At 61.4% G+C, this 15,563-nt stretch carries 16 protein-coding genes; 15 read left to right on the forward strand and 1 reads right to left on the reverse strand.

The features are described 5' to 3' along the window. Positions 1-218 precede the first annotated feature (218 nt). Together BLL36_RS19685 and BLL36_RS19690 are read left to right on the forward strand one after the other, a co-directional pair. Positions 219-440, forward strand: coding sequence for a cold-shock protein (locus tag BLL36_RS19685; protein ID WP_076952998.1), 222 nt, complete (start codon positions 219-221; stop codon positions 438-440). Between the two features lie 22 nt (positions 441-462). Then, positions 463-666, forward strand: a complete 204-nt coding sequence (locus tag BLL36_RS19690) for a cold-shock protein (RefSeq protein WP_076952999.1) — start codon at positions 463-465, stop codon at positions 664-666. A gap of 145 nt (positions 667-811) precedes the next feature. On the opposite strand, the gene BLL36_RS19695 is transcribed toward BLL36_RS19690, so the two are convergent. After that, positions 812-1,081 carry a DUF6124 family protein gene (locus BLL36_RS19695; protein WP_076953000.1) on the reverse strand — a complete coding sequence of 90 codons (270 nt, stop codon included), beginning with the start codon at positions 1,079-1,081 and terminating at the stop codon, positions 812-814. 822 nt (positions 1,082-1,903) lie between these two features. Here BLL36_RS19695 and BLL36_RS19700 point away from each other — a divergent pair. The 13 genes from BLL36_RS19700 (at position 1,904) to BLL36_RS19760 (ending at position 15,540) form a co-directional block, all read left to right on the forward strand. After that, positions 1,904-2,101 (forward strand): hypothetical protein, encoded by a 198-nt coding sequence (locus BLL36_RS19700; protein ID WP_076953001.1) that lies wholly within the window; start codon positions 1,904-1,906, stop codon positions 2,099-2,101. 146 nt (positions 2,102-2,247) lie between these two features. After that, positions 2,248-4,362, forward strand: a complete 2,115-nt coding sequence (gene flhA, locus BLL36_RS19705; protein ID WP_178115249.1) for a flagellar biosynthesis protein FlhA — start codon at positions 2,248-2,250, stop codon at positions 4,360-4,362. 12 nt (positions 4,363-4,374) lie between these two features. Further along, positions 4,375-5,691 carry a flagellar biosynthesis protein FlhF gene (flhF, locus tag BLL36_RS19710; RefSeq protein ID WP_076953002.1) on the forward strand — a complete coding sequence of 439 codons (1,317 nt, stop codon included), beginning with the start codon at positions 4,375-4,377 and terminating at the stop codon, positions 5,689-5,691. Positions 5,692-5,796: 105 nt separating this feature from the next. Further along, positions 5,797-6,630 carry a flagellar synthesis regulator FleN gene (gene fleN / locus BLL36_RS19715; protein ID WP_003192912.1) on the forward strand — a complete coding sequence of 278 codons (834 nt, stop codon included), beginning with the start codon at positions 5,797-5,799 and terminating at the stop codon, positions 6,628-6,630. Then, complete coding sequence (fliA, locus tag BLL36_RS19720; protein ID WP_015885174.1) at positions 6,627-7,367, forward strand: RNA polymerase sigma factor FliA; 741 nt, start codon at positions 6,627-6,629, stop codon at positions 7,365-7,367. Before fleN ends, fliA begins: the two co-directional genes overlap by 4 nt. Positions 7,368-7,536: 169 nt before the next feature. After that, entirely contained in the window at positions 7,537-7,911 is a 375-nt protein-coding gene (locus BLL36_RS19725; protein ID WP_015885173.1) for a chemotaxis response regulator CheY, read from the forward strand. An 18-nt stretch (positions 7,912-7,929) separates the two neighbouring features. Further along, positions 7,930-8,718 carry a protein phosphatase CheZ gene (locus tag BLL36_RS19730; RefSeq protein ID WP_065873738.1) on the forward strand — a complete coding sequence of 263 codons (789 nt, stop codon included), beginning with the start codon at positions 7,930-7,932 and terminating at the stop codon, positions 8,716-8,718. A gap of 11 nt (positions 8,719-8,729) precedes the next feature. Further along, a complete protein-coding gene (locus BLL36_RS19735; RefSeq protein ID WP_076953003.1) occupies positions 8,730-10,952 on the forward strand; it encodes a chemotaxis protein CheA in 2,223 nt (740 codons plus the stop codon). Between the two features lie 48 nt (positions 10,953-11,000). Beyond that, entirely contained in the window at positions 11,001-12,131 is a 1,131-nt protein-coding gene (locus BLL36_RS19740; protein ID WP_076953004.1) for a protein-glutamate methylesterase/protein-glutamine glutaminase, read from the forward strand. After that, entirely contained in the window at positions 12,131-12,871 is a 741-nt protein-coding gene (locus BLL36_RS19745) for a flagellar motor protein (RefSeq protein ID WP_076953005.1), read from the forward strand. Before BLL36_RS19740 ends, BLL36_RS19745 begins: the two co-directional genes overlap by 1 nt. Positions 12,872-13,022: 151 nt before the next feature. After that, entirely contained in the window at positions 13,023-13,910 is an 888-nt protein-coding gene (motD, locus tag BLL36_RS19750) for a flagellar motor protein MotD (protein WP_076953006.1), read from the forward strand. A gap of 50 nt (positions 13,911-13,960) precedes the next feature. Continuing rightward, entirely contained in the window at positions 13,961-14,749 is a 789-nt protein-coding gene (locus tag BLL36_RS19755; RefSeq protein ID WP_076953007.1) for a ParA family protein, read from the forward strand. Beyond that, on the forward strand, positions 14,749-15,540 hold the full coding sequence (locus BLL36_RS19760; protein WP_076953008.1) for a CheW domain-containing protein: 792 nt from the start codon (positions 14,749-14,751) through the stop codon (positions 15,538-15,540). The genes BLL36_RS19755 and BLL36_RS19760 overlap by 1 nt, the downstream gene beginning before the upstream one ends. Positions 15,541-15,563 lie beyond the last annotated feature (23 nt).

The following is a 15,563-nucleotide window of genomic DNA, read 5'->3' on the forward strand; positions in this document are numbered from 1 at the left end:
CTCAATGCAGTGATGTCCCGCCAGCCCCTCCCAAGCCGCGAAAACCGCGCAAGCGCAAAAAGTCATCGGATGCATGAAGTGAACCACGGATTGCTACCGTGCCATTCGTCTTAAACCCCCTCTACCTGTCAACTTTGACAGTAGTCAGTGTTGGCCCCTTGCGGTTCCATAACGCCAGATACTGCGCGCGGGTAGTCAAGAGATGCAGGAGGGTGATCATGGAAGTGGTGATGGGCACGATCAGTTCTTATAGCCGCGCCACCGGAGAAGGTTTGATCGAGCTGGACGGTGGGCGAGAGCCGGTACTGTTGGATATGAGGAGCTCGGCAGGTCGGCGGTTTAGAAAGGGCCAGCGGGTTCAATTTTCCAGAATCCATGGCCCCAAGGGCATCTATGCGTTTCGCCTGAAACTCATTCGCATGCCCCGTGCAAATCTTTGAAAGTGACGGCAGGAGAACAGTCATGGCAACAGGTACGGTGAAGTGGTTTAACGCGGAGAAAGGGTTTGGGTTTATTAAGCCCGAAGATGGCAGTGCGGATGTTTTTGTCCACTATTCAGCCATCCAAAGTTCTGGTTTCAAAAGTTTGGATGAGGGGCAAAGAGTCGTGTACGACACGGCTCAAGGCCCAAAAGGCCTGCAGGCCGAGAACGTGCGTAATGCCTGACCCGTTCCCAAGTCGTACAAGGGTCAACCTGTGGGAGCTGGCTTGCCTGCGATAGCGGTGGGTCAGTTGATGCATTTGTTACTGATGCACCGCTATCGCAGGCAAGCCAGCTCCCACATTTGAACCGCGATCAGGCCCGAGCGGGTTAGCCCGTTGCAGTTGCCGACTCAACGCCCTCCAGCACACGCTCTGCCAGTAACCGCGCCACTTCAATCAACTGCGCGACACCCAACGCGCCTTCGCGCCGCGAGCTGTCCAGTTCGAAGGCAAAGTTGCAGGTCAGGGCGTGGGCTGACGCCAGTGTTTCGGTGAGGTTGATCAGCAGGTCTTCGGTGGGGATGCCGTCTTTTACGCGCAATAGCACGACCGGTGCGTCGTTGGAGTCGAGTGGGGGATTTGGGGTGGGTTTGATCATTGTGAAGTTCCTAGAAAAGTGGAGCTGCCACTGATCGCCGCGACGCGATGGAGGGTGGCAGCTGTACGCAGGTTCGCGGACCGGTCTAGGAACAACCCGGCATACCCGAAGGTATCCCGCGCACAGCCGCCATAGCGCCGCACAGTAGACGATAAAAAACCGCTTACTGAAAGGCAGATGGTGCTTTTGTTCCGTAGTAAACCGGGCCGCGACGCCCGTCCGCTGCGTTTGCAGCGGTGTACGGAGACTAGAGATCGAGTTTCCTAGGGGCAACCCCAAAACGCTGTCGGAAATTTCCTCGGTAGCGGCGGCTATACACAAATCCAAAGGTGGGAGCTGGCTTGCCTGCGATTGCGCTGGGTCAGCTAATGCATCTGTCACTGATACACCGCTATCGCGGCATGCGTATCTACATAACTTTCAAAAGCTGTCAAATCTCCCTGTAGTGAGCGGGCTTGTCCCGCGCTGGGTGGCGGAGCCGCCCAACCAGACGATCTGGCTTCATCTGGAACACTGCGGTGTCCTTATTGGGGCCGCTTCGCAGCCCGGCGCGGGACAAGCCCGCTCACTACAAAGATGTGTAGATACCCATGGCTATCGCAGGCAAGCAATCTCCCACACTGGAGCCGCTCCATAGCCGGCAACGTGGACGTTCTACGTGGGAGCGAGCCGCGAGGACTTCCGTCCTGCCATCACCGTCTATCTGAAATTTCATTCGACCCGTCAACGTTGACAGTAGTCCGCTCAAATTTTCTAGGCTTGACTAAGGGCGTATTGCTGCACACAGGGTGCGGTAACGCAAGTGAACCAAGGAGAGCCGTCATGGCATACGGAACCGTTTCAGTAGTCGATACCAACAATTATTTTGTAATGGTCACCCCGGACCAGGGTGGTGGTGATGTAACTCTGGACAGGCAAATCCTTCAGGGCGCTGGAATTACCATTGACGATCTTAAGAAGGACGACAGGGTGTCATTCGATTTGGTCAGTGGCAGTGTTCGCAACCTCAGACGCGTTTAGTTGTTAACACTTCAAAAGAATTCCCCAACTGTATTCCTCTAGAGCAAAAGTTGGAAGGCTTCTTGCAATACCGCCTCCAGGACGCCTCCCCGCGTCAAAACTTTGCTTCAAGGAAACGAGGAATACCGGTGGTGGATCGCTCTCAAATGTTCGGCACGGCCCGTACCACCCTGACTGACCTCTCCCGAGGCAATCTGGGTGTGCCGTTGTTGTTGCTGGTGATGCTGGCAATGATGATGTTGCCGATGCCGCCGTTCCTTTTGGACGTGTTCTTCACCTTCAACATCGCCCTGTCCGTCGTGGTGCTGCTGGTGTGCGTCTACGCCCTGCGGCCGCTGGATTTCGCGGTGTTCCCGACGATTCTGCTGGTGGCGACCCTGTTGCGCCTGGCGCTGAACGTAGCGTCCACCCGCGTGGTGATGCTCCACGGCCAGGACGGTCACGCCGCCGCCGGTAAGGTGATCCAGGCCTTCGGTGAGGTGGTGATCGGCGGCAACTACGTGGTCGGTATCGTGGTGTTCGCGATCCTGATGATCATCAACTTCGTGGTGGTGACCAAGGGCGCCGGGCGGATTTCCGAGGTGAGCGCGCGCTTCACCCTCGACGCCATGCCCGGCAAACAAATGGCCATCGACGCCGACCTCAACGCCGGCCTGATCGACCAGAACCAGGCCAAGTCACGCCGCCTGGAAGTGGCCCAGGAAGCCGAGTTCTACGGCTCCATGGACGGTGCCAGCAAGTTCGTGCGCGGTGACGCCATCGCCGGCCTGCTGATTCTGTTCATCAACCTGATCGGCGGCATCGCGGTCGGTATCTTCCAGCACGGCATGACGTTCGGCGATGCGGGCAAGGTCTACGCCTTGCTGACCATCGGTGACGGTTTAGTGGCGCAATTGCCATCACTGTTGTTATCCACAGCGGCGGCCATCATGGTGACCCGTGCTTCGGGCTCCGAAGACATGGGCAAGCAGATCAGCCGCCAGATGTTCGCATCGCCCAAGGCACTGGCCGTGGCGGCGGGCATCATGGCGATCATGGGCATCGTGCCGGGCATGCCGCACGTGTCGTTCCTGAGCATGGCGGCCCTGGCCGGTGGCGGCGCCTACTTGTTCTGGAAGAAGCAGAATGCGGTCAAGGTCCAGGCCCTGCAGGAAGTCGCGCGCCAGCAGGAGCTGCTGCCTTCCCCGGCCCGCGCCCAGGAAACCAAGGAGCTGGGCTGGGATGACGTGACCCCGATCGACATGATCGGCCTGGAAGTCGGCTACCGCCTGATCCCGCTGGTGGACCGCAACCAGGGCGGCCAATTGCTCGCGCGGATCAAGGGCGTGCGCAAGAAGCTGTCCCAGGACCTGGGCTTTTTGATGCCCACCGTGCATATCCGCGACAACCTGGACCTGGCCCCCAGCGCCTACCGCTTGACCCTGATGGGCGTGATCCTGGCCGAGGCCGAGATCTACCCGGACCGCGAGCTGGCGATCAACCCAGGCCAGGTGTTCGGCAGCCTCAACGGCATCACCGCCAAAGATCCGGCTTTTGGCCTGGAGGCGGTGTGGATCGAAATCAGCCAGCGCAGCCAGGCGCAGTCCCTGGGCTACACCGTGGTCGACGCCAGCACCGTGGTTGCCACGCACCTCAACCAGATCCTCTACAAACACTCCCATGAGCTGATCGGCCACGAGGAAGTCCAGCAATTGATGGGTTTGCTCGGCAAAGCCTCGCCAAAACTCGCCGAGGAGCTGGTGCCGGGCGTGCTGTCGCTGTCGCAGTTGCTCAAAGTTTTGCAGGCGCTGCTGGCCGAACAGGTGCCGGTACGCGACATTCGCAGCATTGCCGAGGCCATCGCGAACAATGCCGCCAAGAGTCAAGATACTGCCGCGCTGGTGGCCGCGGTGCGCGTCGGATTGTCGCGCGCAATCGTGCAAAGCATTGTAGGGCTTGACTCCGAGCTGCCTGTGATCACCTTGGAACCCAGGTTGGAACAAATATTGCTCAATAGTATTCAGAAGGCAGGTCAAGGCCAGGAAGAAGGCGTCCTGCTGGAGCCAAGCATGGCTGAGAAGCTGCAGCGTTCGTTGATCGACGCCGCACAGCGCCAGGAAATGCAGGGCCAACCGGTGATCTTGCTGGTGGCCGGCCCGGTCCGCGCGATGTTGTCGCGGTTTGGACGCCTGGCAGTACCGAATTTGCACGTTTTGGCTTATCAGGAAATTCCTGACAACAAGCAAGTGACTATCGTCGCGACAGTAGGGCCCAACGGCTGAGGGTAGTGGGTTATGCAAGTGAAGCGTTTTTTCGCCGCCGATATGCGTCAGGCCATGAAACTGGTTCGTGATGAGCTGGGCGCCGACGCCGCGATTATCGGTAACCGTCGTATTGCCGGCGGTGTCGAGCTGACGGCTGCCCTGGATTACACCCCCCAGGCCCTGGCGCCGCGCGTGCCGAACATGGAGCTCGAAGACGAGCTGCGCAAGACGGCCTCGCGCATTGTCTCGGCCCAGGCCGAACTGAGCATGCGCGGTGACAGCGATGCCACCACCAATCGCCAGTTGTTCGCCGGCCTGCCGCTGACCGCGGCCGAGCCCTTGGTCGAGCCGACGTTCAAAGAGCCGCCACGTCCGGCAGCGCCTGCACCGGCCGCTGCTGTCGACCCGCGCGCGTTCGACTCGATGCGCTTTGAACTCAACGGCCTGCGCGAGCTGCTCGAAGTGCAGCTGGGCTCGCTGGCCTGGACCCAACTGCAAGGCAGCAAGCCACAACAGGCCAACCTGTGGCGCCGTCTGCAACGCATCGGCCTGTCCGGCCCGTTGTCCCGCGACCTGCTGGCCTTGACCACCGAGATCCAGGAACCTCGCCAAGCCTGGCGCATGCTGCTGGCCCACTTGGCGCGGATGATCGCCACGCCCGAAATCGAACCGCTGGAAGAGGGCGGGGTGATTGCCATGGTCGGCCCCGCCGGCATGGGCAAGACCACCACCCTGGCCAAGCTGGCCGCCCGTTACGTACTCAAGTACGGCGCGCAGAATATCGCCCTGGTGAGCATGGACAGCTACCGCATCGGTGCCCAGGAACAGCTCAAGACCCTGGGCCGCATCCTCAATGTGTCGGTGACCCATGTCGACCCGGGCCAGTCCCTGGCCAACGCCCTCGACCCGCTGCTGCGCAAGCGCGTGGTGCTGATCGATACCGCCGGCCTGCAAGCCAGCGACCCGGCACTGCGCATGCAGCTGGAAAGCCTGGCCGGGCGTGGCATCAAGTCGAAAAATTACCTGGTGCTTGCAACCACCAGCCAGAAACAGGTTCTTACCGCTGCGTACCACAGCTACAAGCGCTGCGGCCTGGCCGGTTGCATCCTCACCAAGCTCGATGAAACCGCGAGCCTGGGCGAAGTGCTGAGCCTGGCCATCAGTCATGAATTGCCGGTCGCCTACCTGACCGACGGCCCGCGGATCCCGGATGATCTGCATCTGCCGCGCCGTCATCAATTGGTCAGCCGTGCAGTCAGTGTGCAAATGCAAGAAGAGCCTAGCGAGGAAGCGATGGCCGATATGTTCGCCGACCTTTACCACAACCCGGCAAAACGGGTGGGATAAGTCAGGATGAACACCATGAAATGTATCTACATCGATGGTCTGCAAGCGATTCACGCGGCCAAGCCATGTAGCCTGCGTCTAAGCAAGACAAGGTAAAGAAATAAAATGGGCAGCATGCATCCCGTACAGGTGATCGCGGTGACCGGCGGCAAAGGTGGCGTCGGGAAAACTAACGTGTCAGTGAATTTGTCCCTGGCCCTGGCAGAGCTTGGCCGCCGCGTCATGCTGCTGGATGCTGACCTGGGGCTGGCGAACGTCGACGTTCTGCTGGGGCTGACGCCCAAACACACCCTCGCCGATGTGATCGAGGGCCGCTGCGAGCTGCGCGATGTGCTGTTGCAGGGCCCCGGTGGCATCCGCATCGTGCCGGCTGCCTCCGGCACCCAGAGCATGGTGCACCTGAGCCCGGCGCAGCATGCCGGCCTGATCCAGGCGTTCAGCGATATCGGCGACAACCTCGACGTGCTGGTGATCGACACCGCCGCCGGGATCGGCGAGTCCGTGGTCAGCTTTGTGCGCGCCGCGCAGGAAGTGCTGCTGGTGGTCTGCGATGAACCCACCTCGATCACCGACGCCTACGCCCTGATCAAACTGCTTAACCGCGACTACGGCATGAACCGCTTCCGCGTCCTGGCCAACATGGCCCAGAGCCCGCAGGAAGGGCGCAACCTGTTCGCCAAGTTGACCAAGGTCACGGATCGCTTTCTCGATGTCGCCTTACAATACGTTGGCGCAGTTCCCTACGACGAGTGTGTGCGCAAGGCTGTGCAAAAGCAGCGTGCGGTCTACGAAGCGTTCCCTCGTTCCAAGTGCGCATTGGCGTTCAAGGCTATTGCCCAGAAGGTCGATACCTGGCCGTTGCCCGCCAACCCGCGGGGGCATCTGGAGTTTTTCGTCGAGCGATTGGTGCATCAGACGAGCGCAGGACCGGTGCTATGACAGCGAACGGCTACAACGCCTACAAGAAATCCGCCCGTGACAGCCAGGGCGAGTTGATCGAGCGCTACGCGCCATTGGTCAAGCGCATTGCCTACCACCTGTTGGCACGCCTGCCCGCGAGCGTCCAGGTCGAAGACTTGATCCAGGCCGGCATGATCGGCCTGCTCGAAGTATCGACCAAATATGACGCGAGCAAGGGTGCCAGTTTCGAGACGTATGCGGGGATCCGTATCCGTGGCGCAATGCTCGACGAGGTGCGCAAGGGTGATTGGGCGCCCCGTTCGGTGCACCGCAATACGCGCATGGTCAGTGACGCAATTCGCGCAATTGAAGCAAAAACCGGTCGCGACGCTAAAGATCACGAAGTTGCGGCCGAACTCCAATTGAGTCTCGACGATTATTACGGGATTTTGAACGATACCTTGGGCAGCCGCCTGTTCAGTTTCGACGACCTGTTGCAGGACGGCGAACACGAAGGGCTGCACGAGGACGGCGCGAGCGCTCATATGGAGCCATCGCGCGACCTGGAGGATGAACGCTTCCAGGGGGCGTTGGCGGACGCGATTGCCAATTTGCCGGAGCGTGAGCGGCTGGTGTTGGCGCTGTACTACGACGAAGAGCTGAACCTCAAGGAAATCGGTGAGGTCCTGGGGGTCAGCGAATCGCGGGTCAGCCAGTTGCATAGCCAGTGCGCAGCCCGCTTGCGGGGGCGTTTGGGAGAGTGGCGAGCGCGCTGACAGGCAGTGTGGGGGGCACTGCAGACGATACCGCGAGGGCGCCAAGCCTTTGCGGGTTCGGCCCGTGGTGCCCCCGGCAGTCCTTTTTGTGTAATGCCTGTTGATTGAAATGGCGCGTCCAGGTGCTGGGCGCGTTTAAGACTGCTTGGAGGTCGAATTGGACAAGAACATGAAAATCCTCATCGTTGATGACTTCTCAACGATGCGGCGGATCATAAAAAACCTGTTGCGTGACCTTGGGTTCACTAACACGGTCGAGGCGGACGACGGCATTACCGCGATTCCGATCCTCAACAGCGGGAGTATCGACTTTCTGGTAACGGACTGGAACATGCCTGGCATGACCGGTATCGACTTGCTGCGCCATGTGCGTGCCGACGAAAAACTGCGCAGCCTTCCCGTGTTGATGGTGACCGCCGAAGCCAAGCGTGAGCAGATCATCGAAGCCGCCCAAGCCGGGGTAAACGGTTACGTGGTCAAGCCATTCACTGCATTGGCCTTGAAAGAGAAGATCGAAAAAATCTTCGAACGCATCCACGGCTAATGCCATCGCGGGGGAGCTATGGAGCATAAAGAAACGTCACAGGGCGACTTTGAGTCGACCCTGAAAAAGCATGCTCACCAGTTGGTCGAAAGCCTTGAAAAAGGCCAGTTCGGCGACGCGGTGCAGTTAATCCATGAGCTCAACCAGACCCGTGACCGCGGCCTGTACCAGGAAGTGGGCAAGCTCACGCGCGAGCTGCACAGTGCGATCGTCAATTTCCAGATTGACCCGCACATGCCCCAGGCCGAAGAAATCTCGCAGATCACCGATGCCACCGAACGCCTGTCCTATGTGGTCAGGCTGACCGAGGCGGCGGCCAACCGCACCATGGACCTGGTGGAAAACGCCACGCCTCTGGTCAATGGCATGGCCACCGAAGCCCAGGCGCTCAGCGTTGACTGGGGCCGTTTCATGCGCCGTGAAGTCGGGGCTGAAGAGTTCCGTGAATTGGCGCGTCGGGTCGAAGGGTTCTTGTCACGCAGCGAGCAGGAAAACCGCACGGTTTCCAGCAACCTCAACGACATTCTGCTCGCCCAGGATTACCAGGACCTCACCGGCCAGGTGATCAAGCGTGTGACCCAATTGGTCACCGAAGTGGAAAGCAACTTGCTCAAATTAGTGCTGATGGCAGGCCAGGTAGACCGCTTTGCAGGCATCGAACATGACCGCGAAGCGATCCTCTCGGAAAAAGATCCACAAAAACATCTCGCCAAGGGTGAAGGTCCGCAGATTCATGCCGATAAACGTGAAGACGTTGTATCGGGTCAAGATGATGTCGATGACCTGTTATCCAGTTTAGGCTTCTAAGGAGCACACCCATGAGCTTCGGCGCCGATGAAGAAATCCTTCAGGATTTCCTTGTAGAGGCCGGCGAAATTTTAGAGCAACTGTCCGAGCAACTGGTCGAGCTGGAAAGCCGACCGGATGATGCGAACCTGCTCAATGCAATTTTTCGCGGTTTTCACACTGTAAAAGGGGGCGCCGGCTTCCTCCAGCTCCATGAGCTGGTGGAGTGCTGCCACATCGCCGAGAACGTGTTCGACATCCTGCGCAAGGGTGAGCGTCAGGTTGACTCGGAATTGATGGACGTGATTCTCGAAGCACTGGACGCGGTCAACGGCATGTTCAGCCAAGTGCGTGAACGTGCACCGGTTACCGCCGCCACCCCGGAACTGCTGGCCGCCCTGGCGCGCTATGCAGAGCCTGCCGACCTGTCCGCGGCGCCGGTGGCTGAGGCTGCACCGGAGCCTGTGGCGCAAGCCGAGCCGGATGTGACCGACAGCGAGTTCGAGCAACTGCTCAACTCCCTCAGCGCGGTGAAGGCCGAGGCCGAAGCACCGGCCGCCGTTGCGCCGCCGGCGGCACCGACCAGCGAAGACATTTCCGACGCAGAGTTCGAATCCCTGCTCGACCAGTTGCATGGCAAAGGCCAGTTCGCGGCCGACGCCTTGGCGCCTGCCGCTGCCGCAAGCACCGCTGTGGATGCGCCGGCCGCCAAGGCCAGCACCGACATCACCGATGACGAATTCGAAGCCTTGCTCGACCAACTGCATGGCAAGGGCACGTTCGCGGCCGACGCCTTGCCGAATGTCGCCGCCACGGCTGCTACTGCCGCAGCGCCTGCCGCCGCCAGTGCCGCGCCCGCCGGCGATGGCCTGATCTCGGACCACGAGTTCGAGTCGCTGCTGGACGAATTGCACGGCAAGGGCAAGTTCAGCGAAGTGGCCCCGGCCGCTACGCCTGCACCGGTTGCCGCCAAAGCGGCCGCCCCGGCGCCGGTGGCCAAGCCTGCGCCAGCGCCAACCCCCGCCGCCGCACCTGCTCCGGCGCGTGCCGTTGCGGCGCCGGTGGCCGACAAGCCCGCCACTGAAGCCGAAACCACCGTGCGCGTTGATACCGCGCGCCTGGACGACATCATGAACATGGTCGGCGAGCTGGTACTGGTGCGTAACCGCCTGGTGCGACTGGGCCTGAGCAGCGGCGATGAAGCCATGCAAAAGGCCGTGTCGAACCTCGACGTGGTCACCGCCGACCTGCAGACCGCCGTGATGAAAACGCGGATGCAGCCGATCAAGAAAGTCTTCGGCCGCTTCCCGCGCCTGGTTCGCGACCTGGCGCGCCAGCTCAAGAAAGAAATCAACCTGGAACTGGTGGGTGAAGAAACCGACCTCGACAAAAACCTGGTCGAGGCCCTGGCCGACCCGCTGGTCCACTTGGTGCGCAACGCCGTCGACCACGGTGTGGAAACCCCGGAAGAACGCGAAGCCTCGGGCAAGTCCCGGGGCGGCAAGGTGATCCTGGCGGCGGAACAGGAAGGCGATCATATCCTGCTGTCGATCACCGATGACGGCAAAGGCATGGACCCGGCCATTCTGCGCAATATCGCGGTCAAGCGTGGCGTGATGGACAAGGACGCCGCCGACCGCCTGACCGACACCGAGTGCTACAACCTGATCTTCGCCCCGGGCTTCTCGACCAAGACCGAGATTTCCGACGTGTCGGGCCGTGGCGTGGGCATGGACGTGGTGAAGACCAAGATCAGCCAGCTCAACGGCTCGATCAATATCTACTCGACCAAGGGCCAGGGCTCCAAGATCGTCATCAAGGTGCCGTTGACCCTGGCGATCATGCCGACCCTGATGGTGATGCTGGGCAACCAGGCCTTCGCTTTCCCGCTGGTCAACGTCAACGAGATCTTCCACCTCGACCTGTCGCGCACCAACGTGGTGGACGGCCAGGAAGTGGTGATCGTGCGCGACAAGGCATTGCCGCTGTTCTACCTCAAGCGCTGGCTGGTCGCTTCGGCTGCCCATGAAGAGCAGCGCGAAGGCCATGTGGTGATTCTCTCCGTGGGCACCCAGCGTATCGGCTTTGTCGTCGATCAACTGGTGGGGCAGGAAGAAGTGGTCATCAAGCCATTGGGCAAAATGCTGCAGGGAACCCCGGGCATGTCGGGCGCGACCATCACCGGTGACGGTCGGATCGCGCTGATTCTCGATGTTCCGAGCATGCTCAAGCGTTACGCCGCTCGGCGTATTTGATTCTGGTGGGTCAGGGCGGTATTGCCCGTCCCGCCTAACGGAGTGCTTATGGTAGTCAAGGTCCTGGTGGTGGACGATTCGGGTTTCTTCCGCCGCCGCGTCTCGGAAATTCTTTCCGCCGATCCAACGATCCAGGTGGTCGGTACGGCCACCAATGGCAAAGAGGCGATTGATCAAGCCATTGCATTGAAGCCCGACGTGATCACCATGGACTACGAGATGCCGATGATGGATGGCATCACGGCAGTTCGGCACATCATGCAACGCTGCCCGACTCCGGTGTTGATGTTCTCCTCGCTGACCCACGAAGGCGCCCGGGTGACCCTGGATGCGCTGGACGCCGGCGCGGTGGACTTCCTGCCGAAGAATTTCGAAGACATCTCGCGCAACCCCGACAAGGTCAAGCAGATGCTGTGCGAGAAAGTGCACAGCATTTCGCGCAGTAACCGCCGTAGCCTGTTCAGCGCGCCGGCGCCCGCCGCAACCCCAGCGCCGGCTCCAGCGGCCTCGACGAGCGCTTATGCACGTCCTGCCCCGGCGCCGGTTGCACGGCCGGCGGCGACCGCGCCTGTGCGGACCGCCGCGCCTGCGGCGCATTCGCCCGCGCCCAAGCGCAAAGCCTACAAGCTGGTCGCCATCGGCACGTCCACCGGCGGCCCGGTGGCCCTGCAGCGCGTCTTGACCCAGCTGCCGGCCAACTTCCCGGCGCCGATCGTGTTGATCCAGCATATGCCCGCCGCGTTCACCAAGGCCTTCGCCGAGCGCTTGGACAAGCTGTGCCGCATCAGCGTCAAGGAAGCCGAGGATGGCGACATCCTGCGTCCAGGCCTGGCGCTGCTGGCGCCAGGCGGCAAGCAGATGATGGTGGATGGTCGCGGCGCGATCAAAATCCTGCCGGGCGATGAACGCTTGAACTACAAGCCGTGCGTGGACATCACCTTCGGTTCGGCGGCCAAGTCCTACGGCGACAAAGTTCTGGCGGTGGTGCTCACCGGCATGGGCGCCGACGGCCGTGAAGGCGCGCGCCTGCTCAAGCAGGGCGGCAGCGCCATCTGGGCCCAGGACGAAGCCAGCTGCGTGATCTATGGCATGCCCATGGCCATCGTCAAGGCTGACCTGGCCGACGCCGTCTACAGCCTGGACGACATCGGCAAGCATCTGGTGGAGGCCTGCCTCTGATGGATGTATTGAGCCTGATCGGCATCATCATGGCGTTTGTCGCGATCATCGGCGGCAACTATTTGGAAGGCGGCCACCTCGGCGCCCTGGCCAATGGCCCGGCGGCGCTGATCGTGATCGGCGGCACCGTGGGCGCGGCGTTGCTGCAGTCGCCGATGAGTTCGTTCAAGCGGGCGATGCAGATCCTTATCTGGATCATCTTTCCGCCGCGTGTCGATTTGGCCGGCGGCATCGACCGCGTCGTCAACTGGAGCCTCACCGCCCGCAAGGAAGGCCTGTTGGGCCTGGAAGGCGTGGCCGATGCCGAGCCGGACAGCTATGCGCGCAAAGGCCTGCAATTATTGGTGGACGGCGCCGAGCCGGAAGCGATCCGCAGCATCCTGGAGGTGGACTTCTACACCCAGGAAAGCCGCGACATCAACGCCGCCAAAGTCTATGAAAGCATGGGCGGCTACGCGCCGACCATCGGCATCATCGGTGCGGTCATGGGCCTGATCCACGTGATGGGCAACCTGGCCGACCCTTCGCAATTGGGCAGCGGGATTGCCGTGGCGTTCGTCGCCACCATCTACGGCGTGGCCAGTGCCAACCTGGTGTTGTTGCCGGTGGCCAGCAAGCTCAAGTCGATCGCCATGCGCCAGTCCCGTTATCGCGAAATGTTGCTCGAAGGCATCCTGTCGATTGCCGAAGGCGAGAACCCGCGTTCCATCGAATTGAAGCTCCAGGGCTTCATGGATTGATGGCCATGAACCTCTGCTTCCCTGTAGGAGCGAGCTTGCTCGCGAAAATCGTCAACGATAACGTGGGTATCCTGGATAAACGCGTTGCTCTCGGGTTTTTCGCGAGCAAGCTCGCTCCTATAGGTGATTGGTTTTGTCGAGGTAATTGCCTGTGAGCCGTCGCCGTCGCGAGCCTGAAGAACACGTCAACCATGAACGCTGGCTGGTGTCCTATGCGGACTTCATCACCTTGCTGTTTGCGTTTTTTGTGGTGATGTACTCCATCTCATCGGTGAACGAAGGCAAGTACAAAGTCATTTCCGAGGCGCTGATCGGGGTGTTTTCCGATTCTGACCGCGCGCTCAAGCCGATCCCGATTGGCGACGAGCGACCCAAGACCGTGACCCCGGCCAAGCCGCTGGTCAACGACAGCGACGAAACCGCCGCTGGCGTCGGGGGCACCAGCGATCCGCTCAAAAGCATCGCCGATGACATCAGCGCTGCGTTTGGCGATTTGATCAGCTCCAACCAGATGACCGTGCGCGGCAACGAGTTGTGGGTGGAGATCGAGCTCAATTCCAGCCTGCTGTTCGCCAGCGCCGATGCGATGCCCAGTGACCAGGCGTTCACCATCATCGACAAGGTCGCGGCGATCCTGCGGCCATTCGAGAACCCGATCCACGTTGAAGGTTTTACCGACAATGTGCCGATCAGCACCGCGCAGTACCCGACCAACTGGGAACTGTCGTCGGCGCGCGCCGCGAGCATCGTGCGTATGTTGGCGATGCAGGGTATCAACCCGGGTCGCCTGGCGTCGGTGGGGTATGGCGAGTTCCAACCAGTGGCCAATAACGCCACGGTGGAAGGGCGTTCACGCAACCGCCGGGTCGTGCTGGTGGTGTCGCGCAACCTGGAAGTGCGCCGCAGCCTGACGGGCACCGGCACCGCCAACGCAACACCGGATGCGGCCCTGAAGCGGGCTGGCACACAAACTGCACCGGCCCTTGTAAAGCCGCCGGTTCGTCAGAGTGCCGTCAATTCTCCGTCGCCGGCTCAATAACTTATGCAATGTCTCGGTCGCGCGTGTGCCTGCCGGGAGGAACCAACCGAATGAGAGTCTGGGCAGTTGCCAATCAAAAAGGTGGAGTCGGCAAGACCACCACCTCCATCGCCTTAGCCGGTTTGCTGGCCGAGGCGGGCAAGCGTGTGGTCGTGGTGGACCTGGATCCTCACGGTTCCATGACCAGCTATTTCGGCTACGACCCGGACGCGCTGGAACACAGTAACTTCGACCTGTTCCTGCACAAAGGCAGTGTGCCGGCCGATCTGCCTGGGCAACTGCTGTTGCCCACCAGCAACGAACGCATTTTCCTGCTGCCGTCCAGCACCGCCCTGGCTACTCTCGAGCGCCAGTCGCCGGGGCAGAGCGGCCTGGGCCTGGTGATCGCCAAGACCCTGGCGCAGCTGTGGCAGGACTTCGATTACGCGATCATCGACAGCCCGCCATTGCTTGGCGTGTTGATGGTCAACGCCTTGGCGGCGAGCCAACAGTTGGTGATCCCGGTGCAGACCGAGCACCTGGCGGTCAAAGGCCTGGAGCGCATGGTCAGCACCTTGGCGATGATCAACCGGTCACGCAAACAGCCATTGCCCTACAGCATCGTGCCGACCTTGTTCGACCGCCGCACCCAGGCCTCCCTCGGCACGTTGCGGGTACTGCGCGACGCCTACCCGGAGAGCATCTGGAATGGCTATATCCCGGTGGACACGCGCCTGCGCGACGCCAGCCGCGCCGGGCTTACGCCGTCGCAGTTCGACGGCAAGAGCCGCGGCGTGCAGGCCTACCGCGTGTTGCTCAAGCATTTGCTGTCGCAGCAGCTTGTGGCGCAGGTGGCGTGATGAATCGGCCTACCGAACTCAAGACCCGGCCGCAACTGGCGCTGGAATCCTACCTGGATGCCTTGTTGCAGGAAGCGACCGCGGAAGAACTGCCGGAACCGATTCTGGTGCTGGAGCCTGCCGTCGAGCCCGCAAGCACGCTGGATGAATTCCAGCTGGCGGTGCTCGAAGAACAGGCACGTGATGCGCAGGTGGTGGTGCCGATCACGCCGGTGGTGCTCGCACCCGCCGTGATTGCTCCCGTAATGGTCGAGCCGGTGGTGCAAGTGCACCTGCCGCCGAGCATCACGCCGCCGCCGGTGACGGGCGACGGTCGCCCGAGCTGGGCGGCCGAGCCGTTCGAATGCCTGCTGTTCGACGTCGCCGGGTTGACCCTGGCGGTGCCGCTGGTGTGCCTGGGCTCGATCTATTCCCTGGAAGGCCAGGAACTGACACCGCTGTTCGGGCAACCGGAATGGTTCCTCGGCATCCTGCCCAGCCAGGCCGGCAACCTGAAGGTGCTCGATACCGCGCGCTGGGTGATGCCCGACCGCTACCGCGACGACTTTCGCCAGGGCTTGCAGTACGTGATCTCGGTGCAGGGCTACGAGTGGGGGCTGGCGGTGCATCAAGTCAGCCGCTCGTTGCGCCTGGACCCCAACGAAATCAAATGGCGCAGCCACCGGGGCCAACGGCCTTGGCTGGCGGGCACCGTGATCGAACACATGTGCGCGTTGCTCGACGTCGCCGAACTGGCCGAGTTGATCGCCAGCGGTGCGGTCAAGACGATGCCGGTGACCAAACGCAGTTGATTGAACAATAAGGGCCGCATGCG

Origin of the sequence: Pseudomonas cedrina subsp. cedrina, assembly GCF_001983175.1 — a bacterium.
Taxonomy (GTDB): Bacteria; Pseudomonadota; Gammaproteobacteria; order Pseudomonadales; family Pseudomonadaceae; genus Aquipseudomonas; species Aquipseudomonas cedrina.